The sequence below is a fragment of the Streptomyces sp. NPDC030809 genome (assembly GCF_055572195.1).
Genome location: NZ_JBVIDV010000041.1, coordinates 23,149 through 45,336, shown reverse-complemented (window position 1 = coordinate 45,336; position 22,188 = coordinate 23,149). Strand labels below are relative to the sequence as shown.

The following is a 22,188-nucleotide window of genomic DNA, read 5'->3' as shown; positions in this document are numbered from 1 at the left end:
CCCCCCCCCCCCCCCCCGGCAACCCGGCTGGCGCCGGGCACCGGGCTCCGCCCGGACCCGCTCCTCAATCGCCGGAGGGGCTGGACTTTGCCGGGTCGGGGGCCGGGGGTGGTCAGGACGTGCGGGTGCCCGTGCCCTTGGCCGCGTCGAGGGCGTACACGCACCGGTCCTTGCTGCACGCGAAGACCACGCCGGACTTCGCGACCGGAGACCCCGCGATCTCCCCGCCGGTCTTCAGCTTCCAGCGCAGCTGACCCCCCGCCGCGTCGAGCGTGTACAGGCAGTGGTCCGCCGAGCCGAAGTGGACCCGCCCCTCGGCCACCGCGGGCGCGCCCGTGATCTCCCCGCCCGCCGCGAACCGCCACTTCGGCGTGCCGGTCACCGCGTCCAGGGTGTAGAGCGCGCTGCCCGCGCCGAGGTGCACGTTCCCGGCGGCGATCAGGACCGGTTCGGCCGACTGCCGCGGCTCGGTCGCGATCCGCCAGCGGTCCCGCCCGGTCGCCGCGTCCAGCGCGTACACCGTGCCCAGGTAGTCCGCGAGGTAGACCCCGCCGCCCGTGACCGCCGCGCCGGGCGCGAAGGCCGGCGGGGAGAGGAAGACCGCGGGGGCCTCGAAGTGCCAGCGGACCCGGCCGGAGGCCCGGTCCACGGACAGCACCCGGGTGCCGGCCGCGACGTACGTGTTGCCGTCCGGGGCGGGCAGCACCCGCACCGGCACGTTCCCGCAGGCGGCCGCATCGCCCACCGGGTACGACCACTCCTCCAGGCCGGTACGGGCGTCCAGCGAGCGCAGCCGGGCGTCCTGCCAGACGTACACCGAGCCGTCGTGGACGACCGGGGCGGCCTCGGGGGTCTCGAAGTCCGTCTGGACCCCGTTCGTCTCCCACAGCTTCTGGCCGGAGGAGGCCTCCCAGGCCTGTACCCCGCCGCCGCGGGTGGCGGTGACCACCGTGCCCCGGTCGGCCTTGAGCGCGTACACCCAGGCATCCGTCTGGAGCCGCCAGCGCTCGCCGCCGTCGGAGGCGTCGAGGGCGTACAGCGAGGGGCCGTCGGAGGCGTGGATGCGGCCGTCCGCGACCGCCATGGACCAGGCCACGTCACGGGTCTTGAACTGGCGGCGGCCGGTGGCCACGTCCAGGGCGTGCACCTCGAAGGAGGTCACGTACAGCAGGTCGCCGGCGACGGTCGGGGTGCCCCACACCTCGTTCGACATGCGGAACCGCCACGGCCGCCAGCGGCCGCTGTCCGGGGCCGGGCCGGGGCTCGGCACGGGGGCCGGGGTGGCCGCCGGGGCGACCGCCCCGCCGGGCGGCCGGACCCAACCGGTGGCCGCACCCGCATCGGCCACCGCGGCCGCAGCCGCGGCGGAGGAGCGCCCGGCCCGCGGGCCGGGCCCGATCGGCACCGCCGCTCCGGCCAGCCGTACCGGCTCGCCGGACGGGGTCGCGGAGCCGCCGGAGGGGCCCGGGGGGACGGTGGAGGGGACCCGGCCGGGGCCGTGGTCCGGACCGCGGCCCGGGACCGGGACCGGCGCCGGGCCGGTCGCGGGCGGGTGCGCGGGCATCGGGGGCGCGGCCTGGCCGGTCCGCGGGTCGGCCCAGCCGGACTGGGAGCCGCGCGGCGGGGTCGCGGCCCGGCCGCGCCGGTGCGTGGCCGGGCCGCCCGCCGCGCCGCCTGCCGCTCCGGGACCGCCGGGGGCTCCGGGGCCGCCCGGCGCGGTGGTGCGCTGTCCGCCCGCCCGCCGCTGCTCGATCATGGCGGTGGCCCGCGCGGGCAGCCAGGCCGAGGCGGTGCCGCTGTCGTCGCCCGCGGCGAAGAGGTGCGGGGCCAGCTGGGCCTGGAGGTCGGCCGGGGTGGGCCGCTTGGTCGCGTCCATCTGCATGCAGGACTCGATCAGCGGGCGCAGCTCCTGCGGCAGGCCCTCCAGGTTCGGGCCCTCGCGCAGCAGCATGAACACCGTCTCCACCGGGTTGGCCCCGTGGTACGGCGGGTGGCCGGTGGCGGCGAAGACGAGCGTGGAGCCGAGGGAGAAGACGTCGCTGGCGCCCTTGACGCTGCGCGAGTCCTTCGCCTGTTCGGGGGACATGTACGCGGGGGTGCCGACGGCCACGTTGGTCATGGTCAGCCGGGTGTTGGAGACCCCGCTCGCGATGCCGAAGTCGATGACGCGCGGACCGTCCTCGACGACGAGGACGTTCGACGGCTTCAGGTCGCGGTGGACCAGCCCGGCCCCGTGGATGGACTGGAGGGCCTCCGCGATGCCCGCGGCGAGCCACCGTACGGCCTGGGCGGGCATCGGCCCGCACTCGTTGACGATCTCCTCCAGGGAGGGCGCCGGCACGTACGCGGTCGCCAGCCACGGCACGGCGGCCCGCGGGTCGGCGTCCACCACGGCGGCCGTGTAGAAGCCGCTGACGGCGCGCGCGGCCTCGACCTCGCGCGTGAACCTGACCCGGAAGAGCTGGTCCTCGGCGAGCTCGGTGCGCACCGTTTTGATCGCCACCCGCCGGCCGGAAGCCGAGCGCGCGAGATAGACCAGGCCCATGCCGCCGGCGCCCAGCCGGCCGAGCACCTCGAACGGGCCGATCCGTCTCGGGTCGTGCTGCGTCAGCTGCTCCACCACTCGCCTGCCACCTCCCCGTACGGGCTGTTGAAGGGCCCGTTTCTCCAGCCCCGTGCAGCGTCTCACCACTGGGCACCGCATGACGGTGCGCACCCTGATTCTGTCTGTCCGGGGCGTCCCGGTCGAACCCGGGGGCGGATCGGGGTGTCTCACCGCGATCCGGACACCTCGGACAGTCCCCCCCACGTCAGGGGCGGCGGAGGCCCGGCCCGGGCCGGGCGGACGGAGAGGTTCCGCCCATGGGGCCGGGTCGCAGGGCCCGGTGGCAGGGCCCGGCCGCAGGGCGGGTGGCAGGGCCCGGCCGCTGCGCCCTGTCGCGGCGCGGTGTGCCGCCGTACGCCTACCGGGGTGCGGAGAGCAGGGCGAAGGCCGCGCCCTGATTGTCGGCGACCACCGCGATCCGCCCGTGCGGGGTGTCGAAGGGCTCCGCGGTGACGCGGCCGCCCAGCCGCCGCACGGTCGCGGCGGAGGTGTCGCAGTCGGGCACGGCGAAGTAGACGAGGAAGTGCGCGGGCAGCGCGGCCGGGAAGGCGTCCGTGATCACGCTGCGGCCGACGATGGCCGTGTCGGGGCCGGGCTCGGTGCCGGGCGGGGACCAGGCCCGGTACTCGACCCCGGCGTCGTCGCGCTCCTCGGCGAGGTAGCCGAAGACCCGGGCGTAGAAGGTGTCCACCTCGTCGCGGGCCCGGGTGTAGACCTCGGTCCAGCAGTACGAGAACGGCTTGCCGAGCTGCTCGAAACCGTGGTGCGTGCCGGGCTGCCACAGGCCGAACACGGCCCCGCCGGGGTCGGCCGCCATCGCGGCCGTGCCGAAGGCGCCGACCGGCATCGGCTCCATGATCATCTGCCCGCCGGCCTCGCGGATGCGGGCCGCGGTGGCGCGGGCGTCGTGCGAGGCGAGGTAGACGTTCCAGACGGTGGGCATGCGGCCGTCGGGCTTGGGGGCGAGGGCGGCCACGTTGCGGCCCTCGCTGTACGCCTGCGTGTAGTGCCCGTACTCGGACCCGGCGCTCTCGCCGAAGGTCCACTCGAAGAGCTCCCCGTAGAACCGCTTGCCCGCCTCCAGGTCGGGCAGCGCGGCATCCACCCAGCAGGGGGTGCCCTCTGCGAATACGGCCATGGGGTCGGTCCTTCCGCTGCGCGTGGCGGCGCGGAGCGCCGGTGCTGCCACGCTAAGGCCGGGGGCGGGCGGGCGCGCGGCGGTGCCGGCCGCGGGCGGCCTCCGGCCGGGGGCGGGCCCTGCCCTGGCGGGCCCGCGCGCCATGTTGTCCACAACCTGTTGACAGACCCGTTCGGGTACCACCCCACCCTTCCGGGTCTCCGCCCCGAGTCCCCGGGCTGCGAGGTGCCCCTCCCCCTGCCTCCGGGCGCGCCCCGCAGGTCGGCTCCGGGGGCTCCGCCCCCGGGCCCCCGCGCCTCAAACGCCGGCGCGGCTGGATTTACCTCCGCTGCCCTGCGCGTGCGGCCCGCAGGGTGGCTTCGGGGCTCCGCCCCGCACCCCGCGCCTCAAACGCCGACGAGGCTGGAATTACCCCCTGCTGCCCTGCGCGTGCGGCCCGCGGGCCGCACCCTCCCGGGCGACAGACCGCCCAATCCAGCCCCGCCGGCGATTGAGGCGCGGGGGCCCGGGGGCGGAGCCCCCGAAACCGCCCCCCGAGCCGCACCTCCCACACCCCGCCGAGCCGCATACAGCCCCGCCGGCGCTTGAGGCGCGGGGCCCGGGGGCGGAGCCCCGAAAGCACCCCCGGGCCGCACCCTCCAGCGCGTCCCGCGGGCCGCGCGGGGCGGCAGCGCCCGGCCGAAATGCAGCCCCGCCGGCGCTTGAGGTGCGGGGGGATTCGGGGACGGAAGCCCCGGGGGACCCCATTTGCAGGCGGCCGAATCGCGCGCCGATCACCCCTCGGTAAGCTGACGGCATGACAGGACAAGTACGCACCGTCGACGGCCGCGTGGCCGGTCGACGCGGACAGGCGACGCGGCAGAAGCTGCTCGACTGCCTCAGCGAGATGCTCAGCTCCTCGCCATACCGCGACGTCAAGGTGATCGACGTCGCCCGTAAGGCCGGTACCTCCCCGGCGACCTTCTACCAGTACTTCCCCGACGTGGAGGGCGCAGTACTGGAGATCGCCGAGGAAATGGCGACCGCAGGCGCCCAGTTGACCTCCCTCGTCGAGGGCCGGTCCTGGGTCGGCAAGTCCGGCTGGCAGGCGGCCGAGGAACTGGTCGAGGGCTTCCTGGACTTCTGGCGCGCCAACGACGCCATCCTGCGCGTCGTGGACCTCGGCGCCGCCGAAGGAGACAAGCGGTTCTACAAGATCCGCATGAAGATCCTGAACTCCGTCACCAACTCCCTTACGGAATCGGTGAAGGAGCTCCAGGCGAAGGGCAAGGTCGACAAGGACGTCAGTGCGGCCGCCATGGCCGGATCCCTCGTCGCGATGCTCGCCGCCGTCGCCTCGCACCAGAAGGGCTTCCAGACCTGGGGCGTGAAGCAGGCCGAGCTCAAGCCCAATCTCGCGCTCCTCGTCCACCTCGGCATCACGGGCAAGAAGCCGACGAAGTAGCCGGGCGTCCACGGGGGGCGAGTCCTCGGACGGCCACCCGGCACATCCTGTCTGCGCGGCGGCGGACCACTTGGGGGTCCGCCGCCGTCGTGCATCCGGAGCCCCGGGAGCACCCGCGGAGTACACGGGGCACCCGGTCCCGCCGGTCCCGCGGGCGGAACCTCAGCGCCGTTCCAGCCGGAACAGCCTGATCTCGCGGTCGATCCGCGCCTGGTACGTCGCGTACGGCGGCCAGAAGCGCAGCACCGCCCGCCAGGCCTCGGCCCGCTCCTCCCCCTCCAGCAGGCGGGCCCGTACGGGAATGTCCCGGCCCTTCCAACTCACCTCGGCATCGGGGTTCTTGATCAGGTTGGCGGTCCACGCGGGGTGTCCCGGGCGGCCGAAGTTGGAGCCGATGAGCAGCCACGTGCCGGTCGGCTCCTCCGGCATGCACGCCAGCGGGGTGGTCCGCAGCTCCCCGCTCCTGGCCCCCCGGGCGGTCAGGATCACCCCGGGCAGCATCTGCGCGCTCAGCATCACCTTCCCGCGGGTCAGCCGGTGCACCGTACGGTCCATCGCCGGGATGAAATGCGGGGCGATCTTCGCGAACAGCAGGGTGGAGGACACCTTCTGCATCAGACGGACTCCGGGAGCCATCAGGCCACCACTCTCTCTTCGCCGACGGGAACGACAGGGGCGGAACCGCCGGGGGCCGGCGGGGCGAACAGGCCGGCCCGGTCGGCGGCGTGTGCGCGCAGCCGGTGGACCGGGCCGAACAGCAGCTCGTCGGCGGCCGCCCGCTTGAAGTACAGGTGGGCCTCGTGCTCCCACGTGAAGCCGATCCCGCCGTGCAGCTGCACCGCCTCGGCGGCGGCGAGCCGCAGGGCCTCCAGGGCCTGGGCGAGGGCCAGGGCGCCCTGGGAGGGGTCCCAGGCGGCGTAGTAGGCCGCCGAGCGGGCCGCCTGCACCTGTACGTAGAGGTCGGCCAGCCGGTGTTTGACCGCCTGGAAGGAGCCCACGGCCCGGCCGAACTGCTCGCGGGTCTTCACGTACTCGACCGTCCGGTCGAGGGCCTGCCCGGCCGCGCCCGCCGCCTCGGCCGCCAGCGCGGCCGCCGCGGTGCACCCGGCGGCGGCGAGGGCCCCGTACACGTCGGCGTCCTCGTCCTCCCCGAGCAGCTCGGCCGGGGTGTCGCGCAGCTGTACGCGCGCCTGCGGGCGGGTCTCGTCCAGCGTGGCCTGCCGGGTCCGGACCAGGCCGGGGGCCTCCGCGCGGACCAGGAACAGCAGGGTCCGGCTGCGCGCGAAACCGCCCGCGTGCGCGGCGACGAGCAGCAGCCCCGCGCTGTGCCCGTCGAGCACCTGCGCCGCCTCCCCGTAGAGCCGCCACCCCGCCGCGCCCTCCGTGCGCCGGGCCTGGATGCCGCCCGCGCGGCCGTCGCCGGCCCAGCGGCCGGGGCGGTTGTCGGCGGTCAGGGCGAGGGCGGTGGCCAGGGCGGTGCCGGGGACGACGAGCGTGGCCGTGAGGCGGCCCGCGGCGAGTTCCGGCAGCAGGGCCGCCCGCTGGGCCTCCGTCCCCAGGGCCGTGATCAGCGGGGCCGCGAGCACGGCGGTGCCGAGCAGCGGGGCGGGCAGCAGGGCCCGGCCGGTCTCCTCGCAGGCCAGCGCCAGTTCCGCGAACCCGCAGCCGACCCCGCCGTACTCCTCCGGAAGGGCGAGCCCGGGCAGCCCGAGCCGTTCGGACAGCTGCTGCCAGAGTCCGCGGTCGTAGCCGGGCCCGGTGCGCACGGCGGATCTGACCTCGTCCGGGCCGCAGCGTTTGGCGAGCAGTTCGCGCAGGGTGCGGCGGATCTCGTCCTGTTCCGCAGTGAAGGCGGCATCCATCGGCGGGGCTCCTCCCGTATCTGACGGGCCGTCATGTTAGGCCGCACCACAGCAGATGCACAGAGCCCGGCACCGCCGGATGCGCCGGGCGGGGCAGGGCCCGAACCGTGTACGCGCAAAGACATCTGATATACCGTCAGATTCATGTCCTCGTACTCAGCGAACCCCTCGGACCCGGCCGGCCCCCGCCTCTCCGCCACCCCCGGCGGCACCTCCGGGGGCCGGCGGCGCAGGGTCGCGGTCGTCGGCGTGGCCCTCTCCGACTGCGGCCGGGTCGAGGAGGCCACCCCGTACGCCCTGCACGCCCAGGCCGCCCGCCGCGCCCTCGCCGACTCCGGCCTGCCGCGCTCGGCGATCGACGGGTTCGCCTCCGCGGGCCTCGGCACCCTGGCCCCGGTGGAGGTCGCCGAATACCTCGGGCTGCGTCCCACGTGGGTGGATTCCACCGCCGTCGGCGGCTCCACCTGGGAGGTCATGGCCGCCCACGCCGCCGACGCGATCGCCGCGGGCCACGCGAACGCCGTCCTCCTCGTCTACGGCTCCACCGCCCGCGCCGACATCAAGGCCCGGCGGCGCACCTCGAACCTCTCGTTCGGGGCCCGCGGCCCGCTCCAGTTCGAGGTCCCGTACGGGCACACCCTGATCGCCAAGTACGCGATGGCCGCCCGCCGCCACATGCACGAGTACGGGACCACCCTGGAGCAGCTCGCCTCGGTCGCCGTGCAGGCCCGCGCGAACGCCGCCGCCAACCCGGACGCGATGTTCCGCACCCCGATCACCGTGGACGAGGTCCTCGGCGGGGAGATGATCGCCGACCCCTTCACCAAGCTGCACTGCTGCATCCGCTCCGACGGCGGCTGCGCGGTGCTGCTCGCCGCCGAGGACCACGTACCGGACACCGCGAAGGCGCCGGTGTGGATCCTCGGCTCGGGGACCGCGGTCTCGCACACGACCATGTCGGAGTGGGAGGACTTCACGGTCTCCCCGGCCGCCGTCTCGGGCCGCCTCGCCTTCGCCCGGGCCGGTCTCACCCCGGCGGACGTGGACCTCGCGGAGATCTACGACGCCTTCACCTACATGACGCTGGTGACCCTGGAGGACCTCGGGTTCTGCGCCAAGGGCGAGGGCGGCGCGTTCGTGGAGAAGGGCCGCCTGCTGCGCGACGGCGAACTGCCGGTCAACACCGACGGCGGCGGCCTCTCCGCCTGCCACCCCGGCATGCGCGGCCTCTTCCTCCTCGTCCAGGCGGTCCGCCAGCTGCGCGGGGAGGCGGGCGCGATGCAGGTCCGCAAACACGGTGGCGGGCTGCCGGAGGTGGCGGTGGCCTCGGGTACGGGGGGCTGGTTCTGCTCCTCGGGGACGGTGGTCCTGGGTCGGGGGTGAGCGGGGGCCGCCGAGAGGGGCGGGGCGGGAGCCGCCGAGAGGGGCGGGGGCGGGAGCCGCCGAGAGGGGCGGGGGTGGGGGCGTGCCCCTAGGGTGATCCGCATGGAGCCGATCACGCACGAAGACTTCACCAAGGCCCTGCACGCGCAGCGGGTGTGGGACGGGGAGCTGCCCGGCTTCGATGCCGGGGCGGTGCCCGAGGAGCCGGTGGGACTGTTCCACCGGTGGTTCCTCGACGCCGTGGCCGCCGGGCAGGCCGAGCCGCACACCATGACCCTGGCCACGGCGGGGGCCGACGGTCGGCCCGACGTGCGGGTGGTGATGCTGCACGACGCCGACGCGCGCGGCTGGTACTTCGCCTCGCACGCCACCAGTGCGAAGGGGCGCCAGCTCGCGGAGCGGGCGGAGGCCGCGGTCTGCTTCTACTGGCCGGCGCTGGGGCGCCAGGTCCGCGTGCGCGGAACGGTTGCGGCCTGCTCCGCGGAGGAGAGCCGGGCCGACCTGGCCGCCCGCACGCGCGGCGCCCTCGCGGCCGCCCTCACCGGCCACCAGAGCGAGCCGCTCGCCGATGCGGGGGCGCTGGCCCGGGCGGCGGACGCGGCGTGGGAACGGGCCGGGGCCGAGCCGGATGCAGTCTCGCCGACCTGGACCCGGTACGTCCTCGCGCCGGACGAGGCGGAGTTCTTCCAGGGCGACCCGGCCCGGCGCCACGTCCGGCTGCGCTACGCCCGTACGGAGGGCTCCGCCTGGACCCGGGGCCTCCTCTGGCCGTGACCCGGGGCTCCGCGGCGGAGCATCCCGGGGCTCCGCCCCGGACCCCGGTCCAGCCTCGCCGGACGGGCTGGATTTCGCCCCGCCGCCCCTTGAGGACCGGGGCCCGAGCAGCGGCGGACGGGCGTCAGGACGGGCGCAAGACCGGGACCCGAGCAGCGGCGGACGGGCGTCAGGACGGGCGGAAGACCGGGACCCGGACAGCGGCGGACGGGCGTCAGGACGGGCGGAAGACCGGGACCCGGACAGCGGCGGACGGGCGTCAGGACGGAGGGAAGACCGGGGCCCGAGCAGCGGCGGACGGGCGTCAGGACGGGCGGAAGACCGGGACCGCGGCCCCGTCCGGCCCCGCCTCCCGCCGGAACGTCACCTCCAGGGCCATGCCCACCCGCAGCGCGCCCTCCCCCGCCTCCACCACCTCGGTCATCATCCGCGGCCCCTCCTCCAGGTCCACGACGGCCGCCACGTACGGCACCCGCGCCCCGAAGGGCGGCAGATCGTTCCGGTGCACCACGGACCACGTGTAGAGCGTCGCGCGCCCGCTCGCCTCCTCCCACGCGACCTCCTCGCCCCAGCAGTACGGGCAGAACTCGCGCGGGTAGTGGTGCGCCCGCCCACACCCCCCGCAACGCCTCAGCAGCAGCCGCCCCGCTGCCGCCGCCTCCCAGTAGGGACGGGTGAAGGCATCCGCCTCCGGCAGGTCGTACCGCACGGCAGGCACGGCAGCCGGCACGGCAGGGGTGGCGGCAGGCACGGCAGGGGCGGCGGCAGGCACGGCCTCGCGGGCCCCGCCCGCAGACCCCCCGCTCACAGGAAGAGCCCGATCGCCCGGTCAAGGGACCAGGCCTGCCAGCTCATCGCGAACAGCGCGACGAACGAGATCAGCGCCATCATCGCGTTCTGCCCCTGCTCCGCCCAGTCGTGGATCATCAGCACGAGGTACAGCAGGTTCAGCAGCAGCCCGCCGACGAGGGCCACCGGCGTCAGGAAGCCCGCGACCAGCCCCAGCCCGAGGGCGAGTTCGGCGTACACGACCACGTACGCCATCAGCTTCGGCCGCGGCTGCACGACCTTGGCGAAGCCGGTCCGCACGAACGGCCAGCGGTGCCTGCCCGCCACGTCGGCCGCCCACGCGATGCCCGTACCGCGCTCGAACCAGCCCTTCTTGTCCTTGTGCCGCCAGCTCTCCAGCCACCACAGCCCGAGGCCGATCCGGAGCACCGCGAGCCATTCGGCCCCGCCGAGCCAGACGGTCTGCATCAGGCACCCACCTCCCCATGATCTGACGATGCGTCAGGTAACCGCCAGTTCAGCGGATCCGCCGCGGCAGCGCAAGGGCCCGACGGAAGCGGTACGCGGCCGGGGCGGGCACCCCCGCCGCACGGCCGTGATCCATTCGCAACCGGATCCCTTCTTGACCGAGACCCATCAACGCTGCGTGCCGATACGCTCACCCCCCATGGTGGAAAGCTCGGACCGTACGGCCACGCCGGAGATCGCGGCGATCACACAGCCGATGGGAGCCCCGCACATCCGCGAGGCCGACGGGAACGCCGCACCCCCCGTGTACGTGATCGGCGCCGGCCCCGGCGGTCTCGCGGCCGCCGCAGCCCTGCGCGCACGCGGCATACGCGCCGTCGTCGTCGAGAAGGCCCCGGACGTCGCCGCCTCCTGGCGCGGCCACTACGACCGGCTGCACCTGCACACCACCCGCCGCCTCTCCGCCCTGCCCGGCCTGCGCATACCGCGCCGCTTCGGCCGCTGGGTCTCCCGGGACAACGTGGTGCGCTACCTGGAGAAGTACGCGGAGTACCACGAGCTGGAGCTGGTCACCGGGGTCGAGGTGCACCGGATCGTACGGGCGGAGGGCCCCGCCGCCCCCGCCGGCGCGCGCTGGATCCTGGAGGCCGACGGCGGGCGCCGGCTCGCCGCCCGCGCCGTGGTCGTCGCCACCGGCTACAACCACACCGCGCACCTCCCCGACTGGCCCGGCCGGGACGCGTACCCGGGCGAGCTGCTGCACGCGGGCCGCTACCGCAACCCCGGGCCGTACGAGGGCCGGGACGTGCTCGTCGTCGGCGCCGGCAACACCGGCGCCGAGATCGCCGCCGACCTCGCCGAGGGCGGGGCCGCGCGGGTCCGCCTCGCCGTGCGGACCGCCCCGCACATCGTGCGCCGCACCACCGCCGGCTGGCCGGCCCAGCGCACCGCCATCCTGGTGCGGCGGCTGCCCGTCCGGCTCGTGGACCGGCTCGGGCGGATCGTGGCCCGGGTCTCGGTGCCGGACCTGACGGCGTACGGGCTGCCCCGCCCGGACACGGGCCTGTACAGCAGGGTCAAGGAGGGGGCCATCCCGGTGCAGGACGTCGGCCTGATCGACGCGGTGCGCAAGGGGCGGGTCGAACCGGTCGCGGCCGTCGAGTCCTTCGACGGCGCGGAGGTCGTCCTCGCGGACGGGAGCCGGATCACGCCGGAGGCGGTGATCGCGGCGACCGGGTACCGGCGGGGGCTCGAAGGCCTGGTCGGGCACCTCGACGTACTGGACGGCCGGGGTCGGCCGCGCGGAGGGCGGCCGGCGGGGCAGACGCCGGGGCTGTACTTCACGGGCTTCACGAATCCGATCAGCGGAAACCTCCGCGAACTGTCCCACGACGCGGAACGCATCGCCCGCGCGATATCCCGCACCGACTCCTGACCCGCCGCCCGCTTCCGGGGCACGGGGCAGAACCCCGGGCCTTCCAGCCCCACCGGACAACCTCCAGCCCCACCGGACAACCTCCAGCCCCGCCAGGGGGTACCTCCCAGCCCCCTGGGGCTGGGGGAGCTTGAGGCGCGGGGTCCGGGGCGGAGCCCCGGGCATTCCAGCCCCGCCGGCGTTTGAGGCGCGGGGTCCGGGGCAGAACCCCGGGCTTTTCAGCCCCGCCGAGCAACCTCCAGCCCCGCCGAGCAACCTCCAGCCCCGCCAGGGGGTACCTCCCAGCCGCCTGGTGCTGGGGGAGTTTGAGGCGCGGGGTCCGGGGCGGAGCCCCGGTTCGGGAAGGGGCGGGGTGGGGAAGAGGCCCCGCAGGGTCCGACGGCGGCCCCGCGACCCGCGGCAGTAGCACACCCGCCGTCCCCCCACCTCCCGAACACGACAATCTGGCGCGGAATCCGGCCGATCTCCGCCCCCGCCCCTCCCCGCCCCCGCCAAGCGGACCCCGCAGGCCCACCCCCGCACCCCACCTGACCTGCGCAGACACCCCACCCCCCGGAGCCACCCCGTACACGGGGACGACATCCCGCCGCAAACACCCGGTTGCCGCCCCCCGCCCCACCTCCTAGGGTCCGCCGCATGAGCATCCCCACTGAGCCGATCGGCAGCATCCCGCGCCCCGCCGCCCTTCAGCAGGCACTCGCCCGGCACGCGGAAGGCACCTTGTCCGACAGCGAGTTGGCCGAGCTGCAGGCTCAGGCCGCGGCCGAGACCCTGGCCCAGCTCGCCAAGCTCGGCAGCCCCGTCCTGGTGGACGGCGAGCAGTCCAAGCCCAGCTTCGCCACGTACCCGGTGGCCGGGCTCACCACCCTGAGCCCCGAGGGCGCCGTCATCCCCTTCGCCGACGGCCACACCCGGCAGCTCCCGGCCCTCACCGCAGGCCCGTTCCGCTACGCCACCCGCGCCGACGGCTACCTGCGCGAGGCCCGGCAGCAGACCGACCTGCCGGTCAAGCAGGCCGTGATCGCCCCGTCCGCCCTCAGCCTGCTCTACCCGGCCGACGGCATCGACGGCTACTCCCGCGAGGCCTTCCTCGCCGACCTCGCGAACGAGGCCGAGGCCGACATCCGCGCCTGCCTGGACGCCGGCGCCCACGTCGTGCAGCTCGACTTCACCGAGGGCCGGCTCTCCCTGAAGCTGGACCCGAGCGGCGGTCTCCTCGACCAGTTCGTCGAGCTCAACAACGAGGTCCTGGGCCGCTTCAGCGACGCCGAGCGGGCCCGTATCGGCGTGCACACCTGCCCCGGCGGGGACCAGGACTCCACCCACAGCGCGGACGTGGACTACACCGAGCTGCTGCCGAAGCTCTTCCGGCTGAAGGCGGGCAACTTCTACGTGCAGCTCGCGAGCGAGGCCGACCCGGAGCGGGTCCTCGCCGTCATCGGCGCGCACCTGCCCGCCGGCGTACGGGTGTTCGTCGGCGTGACGGACCCGATCGACCCGGTGGTGGAGACCCCGGAGCAGGTCCGCGACCGGGTGCTCGCCGCCGCCCGGCACATCCCCGTGGACCAGCTGGGCACCTGCGACGACTGCGGGTTCGCGCCCTTCGCGGACGACGCCTCCACCTCCCGCGAGACGGCGTTCGCGAAGATCGCCGCCCGGGTCCGGGGCACGGAGCTCGCCGCGGAGGCCCTCGGCGCCTGACGCCCGCCCCCGCGGGCGCCCGCCGCCCGCCCACAAGGCCGGGGGCCGCCACCCCCGGCCGGCACCACCACCCCCACCCCTCCCGAGATCGTTTCGCCCGCCCTGTTCCTGACATGACGTCAGTTCAGTAATCTGACTATGCGTCAGTTCATTGGGGTCATCGAGCAGGAGCGGGCGGAACGATGCTTGGATCTACGCACGGCACCCTCACCACCGACTTCCGCGCACGCGTCGAGGCCTGCGGCGAACAGCCCCGCAGGGCCGTCCACTCCACGGCGGGCCCCGCGGCCGCCGGCGCGGAGGCCGACCTCGACGTCAGCGGCCGGCCGCTGCGTGCCGAGGTCCCCGACCTGGACCGCTTCTTCCGCCCCGGCTCGGTGGCCGTGGTCGGCGCCTCCGATGCCGACGGCAGACCCAACACCGGCATCACCCGGCGGCTCATCGAGTGGTCCGAACGCGTCGGCGCCCGCCTGCACCCCGTGCACCCCACCCGGGAGACCGTCTTCGGCCTGCCCTGCTTCCGTTCCGTCAAGGAGCTCCCGGAAGAGGTGGACCTCGCCGTCCTCCTCGTCGCGGACCCGGTGCCGGTGATCGAGGAACTCGCCGACACCAAGACCCGGTTCGCGGTGGCCTTCGCCGCCGGGTTCGCCGAGACCGGCGAGGCCGGAGCCGCCGCGCAGGCCCGCCTCGCGGCCGCCGTCAAACGCTCCGGGCTGCGCCTGCTCGGCCCGAACACCAACCTCAACGCCTTCGAGGAGTTCCGCGAGGACCTCGAAGGCCCGGCCATCGCCCTGATCACCCAGTCCGGGCACCAGGGCCGGCCCGTCTACAGCCTCCAGGAACTCGGCATCCGGCTCTCCCACTGGGCGCCCACCGGCAACGAGGCCGACCTCGAAACCGCCGACTTCCTCTCGTACTTCGCCGGCCGCCCCGAGGTGGGCGCGATCGCCTGCTACGTCGAGGGGCTCAAGGACGGCCGGTCCTTCCTGCTCGCCGCCGACCACGCCGCCCGCAAAGGCGTGCCGGTGGTCGCCGTCAAGGTCGGGCGCACCGAGACCGGAGCCCGTACGGCCGCCTCCCACACCGGCAAGATGACCGGTGCGGACACGGTGGTCGACGCGGCCATGCGGCAGTTCGGGGTGATCCGGGTGGACGGCCTCGACGAGCTCCAGGACACGGCCGCCCTGCTCGCCCGCGCGCGCCGGCCCCAGGCCGAGGGGGTGGTGGTGTACTCCATATCCGGGGGCACCGGGGCGCACTTCTCCGACCTGGCCACCGAGGCGGGGCTGACCCTGCCCACGCTCTCCGAGGCCCGGCAGCAGGAGCTGCACCAGTGGATCCCGGAGTACCTGAACGTGGCCAACCCGGTCGACAACGGCGGCCACCCGGTCGGCGACTGGCGCGGCCGCAAGATCATCGACTCGATCCTGGCCGACCCCGCCGTGGGCGTGCTGATCTGCCCGATCACCGGGCCGTTCCCGCCGATGAGCGACCGGCTGGCCCAGGACCTGGTGGACGCCGCCGAGGCGACCGACAAGCTGGTGTGCGTGGTGTGGGGGTCGCCGGTCGGCACCGAGGAGGCGTACCGCACCACCCTCCTCGGCTCCTCCCGGGTGGCCACCTTCCGTACGTTCGCCAACTGCATCACGGCCGTGCGCGCCTACCTGGACCACCACCGCTTCACCGCCCACTACCGCTCCCCCTTCGACGAGGCCCCGCGCACCCCCTCCCCCTCGTTCCGCAAGGCCCAGGCGCTGATGCGGCCCGGCCAGCAGCTCAGCGAGCACGCGGCGAAGCAGCTGCTGCGGGCGTACGGGATCCGGGTGCCGCGCGAGCAGCTGGTGACGAGCGCGGCGGCGGCGGTACGGGCGGCCGGGCTGGTCGGCTACCCGGTGGTGATGAAGGCGTCCGGGCCGCAGCTCGGGCACAAGACCGAACTGGGTCTGGTCAAGGTCGGCCTGACCTCCGCGAGCCAGATCCGCGACGCGTACCGGGAGCTGACGGACATCGCGCGGTACGAGAACGTCCCGCTCGACGGGATCCTCGTCTGCCAGATGATCGAGCGGGGGGTGGAGATGGTCGTGGGCGTCACCCAGGACGAGCTCTTCGGCCCGACGGTGACGGTCGGGCTGGGCGGGGTCCTGGTCGAGGTCCTGCACGACACGGCGGTACGGGTGCCCCCGTTCGGCGAGGACGCGGCCCGCACGATGCTGCGCGAGCTGCGGGGGCGGGCGCTGCTGGAGGGCGTACGGGGGGCGCCGGCGGCGGATGTCGACGCGCTGGTGGAGGTGGTCCTGCGGGTCCAGCGGATGGCCCTGGAGCTGGACGGGGCGCTCTCCGAGCTGGACATCAACCCGCTGATGGTCCTCCCGAGGGGGCAGGGGGCGGTCGCCTTGGACGCCCTCGCCATCTGCCGCTGACCCCCACCGCCGCCGTCCCGGGGCTCCGCCCCGAACCCCGCTCCTCCCCAGCCCGGAGGGCAACCCGCTCAAGAGGCCGACACGGCCCGGCAAAACCAGCCCCTCCAGGGGGTACCTCCCAGCCCCTCCGGCGCTTGAGGAGCGGGTCCGGGCGGAGCCCGGTGCCCGGCGCCAGCCGGGATGCCTTGAGGCTCCGTCCCAGGGGCTGGAGTTGGGCCCGCACCATGGGCAACACGCGCTACAGGCCCACACGGCCCGGCAAAAACCAGCCCCGCCAGGGGGTACCTCCCAGCCCCTCCGGCGCTTGAGGAGCGGGTCCGGGCGGAGCCCGGGGCCCGGCGCCGGCCGGGTTCGTGGGGCGGGCACCGACGACACGGAAGGAATGGAGCCGCATGGACGAGATCCGGCACCGCCTGGAGAACTCCGTCTCCTGGATCACCCTGAACCGCCCCGAGGCCATGAACGCCCTCACCTGGGACCAGCGCGAACGCATCATCGCCCTCCTCGACGAGGCCACCGCCGACCCGGAGGTCCGCGCCGTCGTCCTCACGGCCACCGGCCGCGGCTTCTGCGCCGGCGCGGACCTCCGCAGACCGACGACCAGCCCGCCCGGCACGGGCACCCCGCCCCGCACGGGCGACCGGCCCGGCACGGGCACCCCGCCCCGCACGGGCACCCCGCCCGGCACGGGCGACCGGCCCGGCACGGACGCCCCCGCCCGCACCCCCGGCGACATCACCCGCCTCATCCGGTCCGGCGCCCAGCGCCTCATCACCGCAGTGATGGACTGCGAGAAGCCCGTCATCGCCGCAGTCAACGGGACCGCCGCCGGCATCGGGGCCCACCTCGCCCTCGCCTGCGACCTCGTGCTCGCCGCGGAGTCCGCCCGTTTCATCGAGGTCTTCGTGCGGCGCGGCCTCGTGCCCGACGGCGGGGGCGCGTACCTGCTGCCCCGCCTGGTGGGCCCCCAGAAGGCCAAGGAGCTGATGTTCTTCGGCGACGCCCTCCCCGCCGCCGAGGCCGCGGCCCTCGGCCTCGTCAACCGGGTCGTCCCCGACGAGGACCTGCCCGCCGAGGCCCGCGCCTGGGCCGAACGCCTCGCCCAGGGCCCCACCCGCGCCCTGGCCCTGACCAAGGCCCTGGTGAACGCCTCCCTGGACAGCGACCGGGCCACCTCCCTGGCCGCCGAGGCCGTCTCGCAGGAGCTCAACATGGGCACCGCCGACGCCGACGAGGGCATCGCCGCCTTCACCGCCCGCCGCCCCCCGAAGTTCCAGGGCCGCTGACCCGGCCGGCCACCCGCCCGGCCCCCGTGCCGGACCCGCCGTCATCCCCGGCGCAGGATGAACAGCCCGCCCCCGTCCGGATCACCCGCGTAGTAGAAGACCTCGGGCGCCGAGCGGGTGCCGGCCACCGACAGGCCGCCGATGCCCGGGCAGCCCGGCACACGGAGGTCCACCCCTTCCCGCCGGGCCCCGTCACCGCCCCCGCCCCCGTTCTGCTGCCCGCGGACCGCCGGGCGGAAGGTCCACGTGCCCGTGCCCGAGCACCGGGCCTCCTCGAAGTCGTCCCCCTGGTACGCGAGGCGGGTCGCCACGGCCCGGCCGTCCGGACGGAGCTCGACCGATGCCCCGCCGTCTCCGGCCCACTGCCCGGTGTACGCGGCGCGCCCGAGCCGCGGGGGCTCGTACGGTGCGAGGAAGCCGCCCGCGCCGACCGCCCCGACGGTGAAGAGCACCGCGGCCGCCCCGCCGGCTCCCGCCGCCACGGCCCCCCACCGCTGCCGCTCGGGCGTGCCCCGCCGCCGGAAGCGCTCCCCCAGGAGCATCGGCAGCAGACCGCTCGCCGCCACCGCCGCCCAGCCGCCGGGGAACGCGAGGCCGCCGGCGAACGGGAAACCGCCGAGGCGCGCGAGCACCCACCCCGGCAGTGCGGAGAGCAGCAGGAGCGCGGCCGGCTCGCCGAAGGCCCGGCGCAGGCCCGCCCGGCGGCGCGCGGCCCGTGCCAGCAGGGCCGCGGGCCCGTTCAGCAGCAGGGCCTGCGCGAAGCCGAGCAGGACCGGCGCCACCGGCAGGCAGCAGCACAGGAACAGCGCGGCGGGCGCCCCGCCGGACCCGAGTCCGTAGTCGTCCCGGGTGGGGGCCGAGATGAACCAGGCGATGCCCGCCAGCAGCCACTGCGCCGCGGCCACCGCCTCGGCCCCGGGAGCCGCCGCGCCCCACCACCCCCGCGCGGCGCCGGAGGGCCGGCCCGCACCCGCCCGGGGTCCGTTCTCATGCCCCCCGGGAACGTCCACGAGAACCCTCCGCACCATTTGAACGCGTTCAACAAGGTGAACCGTACACCCGCCCCGTCGGAGACCCCGCCCACCCCTTCCCATCTGACGAACCGTCAGCTTCAATGCGAAGTGTGATGGGACACGCAGGGATGGCGGCCACCGTCGTCCGATACCTCAGGTCCGCCGGCTCCCCCACCTCCGCGGGTCCGGTGGAGCCACTGCCCCGGCCGCATCTGCGGGCCGTGGGCGAGGACGAGCGGGCGCCGGTCGGGCCCGCCGAGTTCCGGGCCGTGCTGGGCAACTTCGCGAGCGGGGTCACGGTCATCACCGCCCCCGGGGCCGCTCCGGACGAGGGACCGGCGGGCTTCGCCTGCCAGTCGTTCGCCTCCCTCTCCCTCGCCCCGCCCCTGGTGACGTTCATGGTCGCCCGCACCTCGACCACCTGGCCGCGCATCGCCCGGGCCGGGGTCTTCTGCGTGAACGTGCTCGGCGCCGACCAGGGCGAACTGTGCCGCTCCTTCGCCGTCAGCGGGGCCGACAAGTTCGCCGGGGTGTCCCACACCCCGTCCCCCGCGACCGGCTCCCCGCAGCTCGCCGCGGTCCCCGCCTGGATCGACTGCCGCATCCACGCCGTGCACACCGGCGGCGACCACCTGATCGTGGTCGGCCGGGTCGAGGCCATGGGCGCCACGGGCGAGGGCGAGCCGCTCCTCTTCCACCGCGGCAGGTTCGGCCGCTTCACCACCGACTGACCGGCGGGACACCCCCGTATATCCACAAGACAGCAGGTCAGCGCGGCCGACACACTTCAGGCATGGCTGATCACGACCACCCGCACGACAGCGGTCCCCCCGTCCCCCCGTTCCGGCACAAGCCCACCCTGCACGGGGACCGGGTCCTGCTGCGGCCGGTCACGGCGGACGACGTGCCCGCCCTGCTGCCCCTCTTCCACGATGCCGAGGTCTCGCGGCTGACCGGCAGCCACCCCGGCGAGGCGTACGACGAGGCCGCACTGCGCGCCTGGTACGGCTCGCGGGCGGACCACGACGACCGCCTCGACCTCGCCGTGGTGGAGCGGGCCACCGGCGAGGTCGTCGGGGAGGCCGTGCTCAACGAGTGGGACCCCGACAACGAGAGCTGCAGCTTCCGCATCGTCTTCGTCCCGGCCGCGCACGGCCGCGGCCTGGGCACCGAGGCCACCCGGCTGATCGTCGGCCACGGCTTCGAGACGGCGCGGCTGCACCGCATCTCGCTGGAGGTGTACGCCTTCAACCCGCGGGCCCGCCGCGTCTACGAGAAGGCCGGGTTCCGCGCGGAGGGCACGCTCCGGGACGCCCTGCTCTGGGAGGGCGAACGGATCGACGCCACGGTCATGTCCGTCCTCGCACCGGAGTGGTCCCGGCACCGCGGCCACCCGTAGCCGGCCCGGACCGCCCCGGCGCCACCGGGCAGGCGCGGAGGGCGATCCGGGCGCGGACGGTCAGAACGTCAGCACCCCCCGCGCCACCCTCCCCTGGTGCGCGTCGTCCGCCGCCTTGGCGAAGTCCTCGACCGGGTAGGTCTCCGTGACGAGTTCGTCGAGCAGGAGCCGGCCCTCCCGGTACAGCTCCGCGTACAGGGCGATGTCCCGCTGCGGCCGGGAGGACCCGTACCGGCAGCCGAGGATGGACTTGTCGAGGTACATCGACGAGACCTGGAAGCTCGCCTCCTCCTGGAAGCCCGGCACGCCCAGCAGCACCGCCTGGCCGTGCCGGTCCAGCAGGTCGACGGCCTGGCGGATGAGCTTGACGTTGCCCACGCACTCGAAGGCGTGGTCCGCGCCCGTCGGCAGGACCTCCCGGACCGCCGCCGCGGTGTCGGCCACCGCCGAGGCGTCCACGAAGTGCGTGGCCCCGAACCGCCGCGCCACCGCCTCCTTCGCCGGGTTCGCGTCCACGGCCACGATCCTCGTGGCGCCGGCGATCCGCGCGCCCTGGAGCACGTTGAGGCCGATGCCTCCGGTGCCGATGACCACGACCGACTCCCCGCGGTCCACCCGCGCCCGGTTGAGTACGGCACCCACCCCGGTCAGCACCCCGCAGCCGATGAGCGCGGCGCTGGTGAGCGGGATGTCCGCAGGGATCTTCACCGCCTGCACGGCCTTGACCACGGTCTTCTCCGCGAAGGCCGAGTTCGACGCGAACTGGAACACCGGCTGCCCGCCCCGCCGGAACGGCTGCCCCGGCATCCCGATGGCCTTGCGGCACATCGTCGGCCGCCCCCGGTCGCACTCCGCGCAGGCCCCGCAGTTGGCCAGGGTGGACAGGGCCACGTGGTCCCCGGGCGCCACGTGCGTCACCCCGTCGCCCACCGCCTCCACCACGCCCGCACCCTCGTGCCCGAGCACCACCGGCGGCGGGAACGGGATGGTCCCGTCGATCACCGACAGGTCGCTGTGGCACAGCCCGGCCGCGGCGATCGCGACCAGCACCTCGCCCGGTCCGGGATCGCGCACCTCCAGGTCGTCGACCACCCGGGCCTGCTTTCCGTCGAACACGACACCTCTCACCGCGACTCCTTCGGCAGGCCGAGCACCCGCTCGGCGATGATGTTCCGCTGGATCTCGTCCGAGCCGCCGTAGATCGTGTCGGCGCGGGTGAACAGGAACAGCCGCTGGTCCTCCGCCAGCCCCTGCTCGTACGGCAGGTCCGGCGCCCAGTCCCGCACCCCGGCGGCCGCGGCCGCCCCGCGGACGGCCACCGCGAGCTCGCCGAGCCGCCGGTGCCAGCCGCCCCAGAGCAGCTTGGCCACGCTGGGCGCGCCCGGGTCCCCGGCGCTGCCCAGGGTGCGCAGGGCGTTCCAGCGCATGGTGTGCAGCTCGGCCCACTGCCGGACCAGCCGCTCGCGCAGCACGCCGTCCGGGTCCGGGCCGGGGCCCGGGTCCCGGCCCGCGGCGGGCGACCGCCGCGCGGACTGCTGCACGTACGAGGCGATGACGCGCTCCAGCTCGGCCGCGAAGCCGATCTGCTGGACGAGGGTGGACACGCCGCGCTCCAGGGCGAGCAGTCCCATGGCCACCTGCCAGCCGTTGCCCTCGCCGCCGACGAGCTCCTCGGCCACCGCCCCGTCGAAGAAGACCTCGTTGAACTCGCTCGTCCCGGACATCTGCCGGATCGGCCGGACCTCCACCCGCCCGCCGGGCTGGTCCATGGGGACCAGGAGGAAGGACAGCCCGTGGTGCCGGCGGGAGCCGGGTGCGGTGCGGGCGAGGACGAAGCACCAGTCGGCCTCGCGGGCCAGGGAGGTCCAGATCTTCTGCCCGGTGACCCGCCACCGGCCCCGGCCTGCACCCCGGCCCGCGGTCCGGCCCGCACCCCCGCCGGAGCCTCCCCCGGGCCCGCCCGCACCGCGTCCGGCGCCACCACCGCCCGCCGCCTCCCGCACCGCGACCGTCCGCACCCCCGCCAGGTCCGAGCCGGCCCCCGGCTCGCTGTACCCCTGGCACCACAGCTCCTCCCCGCGCGCGATCGGCGGCAGGAAGCGGTCCCGCTGCTCCTGGGTGCCGTACGCGAGCAGGGTGGGCGCGAGCAGGTTCTCGCCGATGTGCCCGACCCGGCCGGGGGCGCGGATCCGCGCGTACTCCTCCGCCCACACCACCTGCTGCGTCAGCGAGGCGGCCTGCTGCCCGTACGCACCCGGCGGCGCGTCCCAGCCCAGGCCGATCCAGCCGCCGCGGCCCAGTTCGCGTTCCCAGTCGCGCCGTTCCGCGACGCCCTCGTGCTCGCTGCCGGGGCCGCCGAGTCCGGCGGCCGCCGCGTACGGGCCGGCCAGGTGCCCGGTCAGCCAGTCGCGCGCCCGCCGCCGGAACTCCTCGTCCGCGTCGCCGAACCTGAAGTCCACGCGTTCCCCCTC

At 75.4% G+C, this 22,188-nt stretch carries 18 protein-coding genes; 9 read left to right on the top strand and 9 right to left on the bottom strand.

The annotated features are described in order from the left end of the window. Positions 1 to 112 precede the first annotated feature (112 nt). Both afsK and kbpA read right to left on the bottom strand, forming a co-directional pair. Complete coding sequence (afsK, locus tag ACZ407_RS34155; RefSeq protein WP_468135283.1) at positions 113 to 2,623, bottom strand: protein serine/threonine kinase AfsK; 2,511 nt, start codon at positions 2,621 to 2,623, stop codon at positions 113 to 115. Positions 2,624 to 2,963: 340 nt separating this feature from the next. Then, a complete protein-coding gene (gene kbpA / locus ACZ407_RS34150; protein ID WP_468135281.1) occupies positions 2,964 to 3,743 on the bottom strand; it encodes an AfsK-binding protein KbpA in 780 nt (259 codons plus the stop codon). 796 nt (positions 3,744 to 4,539) lie between these two features. On the opposite strand from kbpA, the gene ACZ407_RS34145 reads away from it, so the two are divergent. Next, positions 4,540 to 5,187 (top strand): TetR family transcriptional regulator, encoded by a 648-nt coding sequence (locus ACZ407_RS34145; protein ID WP_468135279.1) that lies wholly within the window; start codon positions 4,540 to 4,542, stop codon positions 5,185 to 5,187. A gap of 162 nt (positions 5,188 to 5,349) precedes the next feature. On the opposite strand, the gene ACZ407_RS34140 is transcribed toward ACZ407_RS34145, so the two are convergent. Together ACZ407_RS34140 and ACZ407_RS34135 are read right to left on the bottom strand one after the other, a co-directional pair. Beyond that, a complete protein-coding gene (locus ACZ407_RS34140) occupies positions 5,350 to 5,823 on the bottom strand; it encodes a nitroreductase family deazaflavin-dependent oxidoreductase (protein ID WP_468135277.1) in 474 nt (157 codons plus the stop codon). Further along, positions 5,823 to 7,049: an acyl-CoA dehydrogenase family protein gene (locus ACZ407_RS34135; RefSeq protein ID WP_468135275.1), complete on the bottom strand. Its 1,227-nt coding sequence runs from the start codon at positions 7,047 to 7,049 to the stop codon at positions 5,823 to 5,825. Before ACZ407_RS34135 ends, ACZ407_RS34140 begins: the two co-directional genes overlap by 1 nt. Positions 7,050 to 7,193: 144 nt before the next feature. Here ACZ407_RS34135 and ACZ407_RS34130 point away from each other — a divergent pair, with 144 nt between their 5' ends. Together ACZ407_RS34130 and ACZ407_RS34125 are read left to right on the top strand one after the other, a co-directional pair. After that, complete coding sequence (locus tag ACZ407_RS34130; RefSeq protein WP_468135273.1) at positions 7,194 to 8,432, top strand: thiolase C-terminal domain-containing protein; 1,239 nt, start codon at positions 7,194 to 7,196, stop codon at positions 8,430 to 8,432. A gap of 102 nt (positions 8,433 to 8,534) precedes the next feature. Continuing rightward, on the top strand, positions 8,535 to 9,206 hold the full coding sequence (locus ACZ407_RS34125; RefSeq protein WP_468135271.1) for a pyridoxine/pyridoxamine 5'-phosphate oxidase: 672 nt from the start codon (positions 8,535 to 8,537) through the stop codon (positions 9,204 to 9,206). A gap of 304 nt (positions 9,207 to 9,510) precedes the next feature. Here ACZ407_RS34125 and ACZ407_RS34120 read toward each other — a convergent pair whose 3' ends face one another. Next, entirely contained in the window at positions 9,511 to 9,957 is a 447-nt protein-coding gene (locus tag ACZ407_RS34120) for a Zn-ribbon domain-containing OB-fold protein (protein ID WP_468135289.1), read from the bottom strand. A gap of 53 nt (positions 9,958 to 10,010) precedes the next feature. Continuing rightward, positions 10,011 to 10,463 (bottom strand): DoxX family protein, encoded by a 453-nt coding sequence (locus ACZ407_RS34115; RefSeq protein WP_468135269.1) that lies wholly within the window; start codon positions 10,461 to 10,463, stop codon positions 10,011 to 10,013. A gap of 256 nt (positions 10,464 to 10,719) precedes the next feature. Here ACZ407_RS34115 and ACZ407_RS34110 point away from each other — a divergent pair, with 256 nt between their 5' ends. From ACZ407_RS34110 to ACZ407_RS34095, 4 genes are all read left to right on the top strand, one after another. Next, a complete protein-coding gene (locus tag ACZ407_RS34110; RefSeq protein WP_468135287.1) occupies positions 10,720 to 11,898 on the top strand; it encodes a flavin-containing monooxygenase in 1,179 nt (392 codons plus the stop codon). A gap of 636 nt (positions 11,899 to 12,534) precedes the next feature. After that, complete coding sequence (locus tag ACZ407_RS34105; protein ID WP_468135267.1) at positions 12,535 to 13,599, top strand: cobalamin-independent methionine synthase II family protein; 1,065 nt, start codon at positions 12,535 to 12,537, stop codon at positions 13,597 to 13,599. 182 nt (positions 13,600 to 13,781) lie between these two features. After that, the gene (locus tag ACZ407_RS34100) at positions 13,782 to 16,019 is read left to right on the top strand and encodes an acetate--CoA ligase family protein (RefSeq protein WP_468135265.1); all 2,238 of its coding nucleotides are present in this window, start codon (positions 13,782 to 13,784) and stop codon (positions 16,017 to 16,019) included. Between the two features lie 392 nt (positions 16,020 to 16,411). Continuing rightward, positions 16,412 to 17,305: an enoyl-CoA hydratase/isomerase family protein gene (locus ACZ407_RS34095; protein ID WP_468135263.1), complete on the top strand. Its 894-nt coding sequence runs from the start codon at positions 16,412 to 16,414 to the stop codon at positions 17,303 to 17,305. A 41-nt stretch (positions 17,306 to 17,346) separates the two neighbouring features. Here ACZ407_RS34095 and ACZ407_RS34090 read toward each other — a convergent pair whose 3' ends face one another. Then, a complete protein-coding gene (locus tag ACZ407_RS34090) occupies positions 17,347 to 18,315 on the bottom strand; it encodes a hypothetical protein (protein WP_468135261.1) in 969 nt (322 codons plus the stop codon). Positions 18,316 to 18,419: 104 nt separating this feature from the next. On the opposite strand from ACZ407_RS34090, the gene ACZ407_RS34085 reads away from it, so the two are divergent. Both ACZ407_RS34085 and ACZ407_RS34080 read left to right on the top strand, forming a co-directional pair. Then, positions 18,420 to 19,049, top strand: coding sequence for a flavin reductase family protein (locus ACZ407_RS34085; RefSeq protein WP_468135259.1), 630 nt, complete (start codon positions 18,420 to 18,422; stop codon positions 19,047 to 19,049). A gap of 62 nt (positions 19,050 to 19,111) precedes the next feature. Beyond that, positions 19,112 to 19,717, top strand: coding sequence for a GNAT family N-acetyltransferase (locus ACZ407_RS34080; protein ID WP_468135257.1), 606 nt, complete (start codon positions 19,112 to 19,114; stop codon positions 19,715 to 19,717). 60 nt (positions 19,718 to 19,777) lie between these two features. On the opposite strand, the gene ACZ407_RS34075 is transcribed toward ACZ407_RS34080, so the two are convergent. Further along, the gene (locus ACZ407_RS34075) at positions 19,778 to 20,845 is read right to left on the bottom strand and encodes a Zn-dependent alcohol dehydrogenase (RefSeq protein ID WP_468135255.1); all 1,068 of its coding nucleotides are present in this window, start codon (positions 20,843 to 20,845) and stop codon (positions 19,778 to 19,780) included. Next, on the bottom strand, positions 20,842 to 22,176 hold the full coding sequence (locus ACZ407_RS34070; protein WP_468135253.1) for an acyl-CoA dehydrogenase family protein: 1,335 nt from the start codon (positions 22,174 to 22,176) through the stop codon (positions 20,842 to 20,844). The genes ACZ407_RS34075 and ACZ407_RS34070 overlap by 4 nt, the downstream gene beginning before the upstream one ends. Positions 22,177 to 22,188 lie beyond the last annotated feature (12 nt).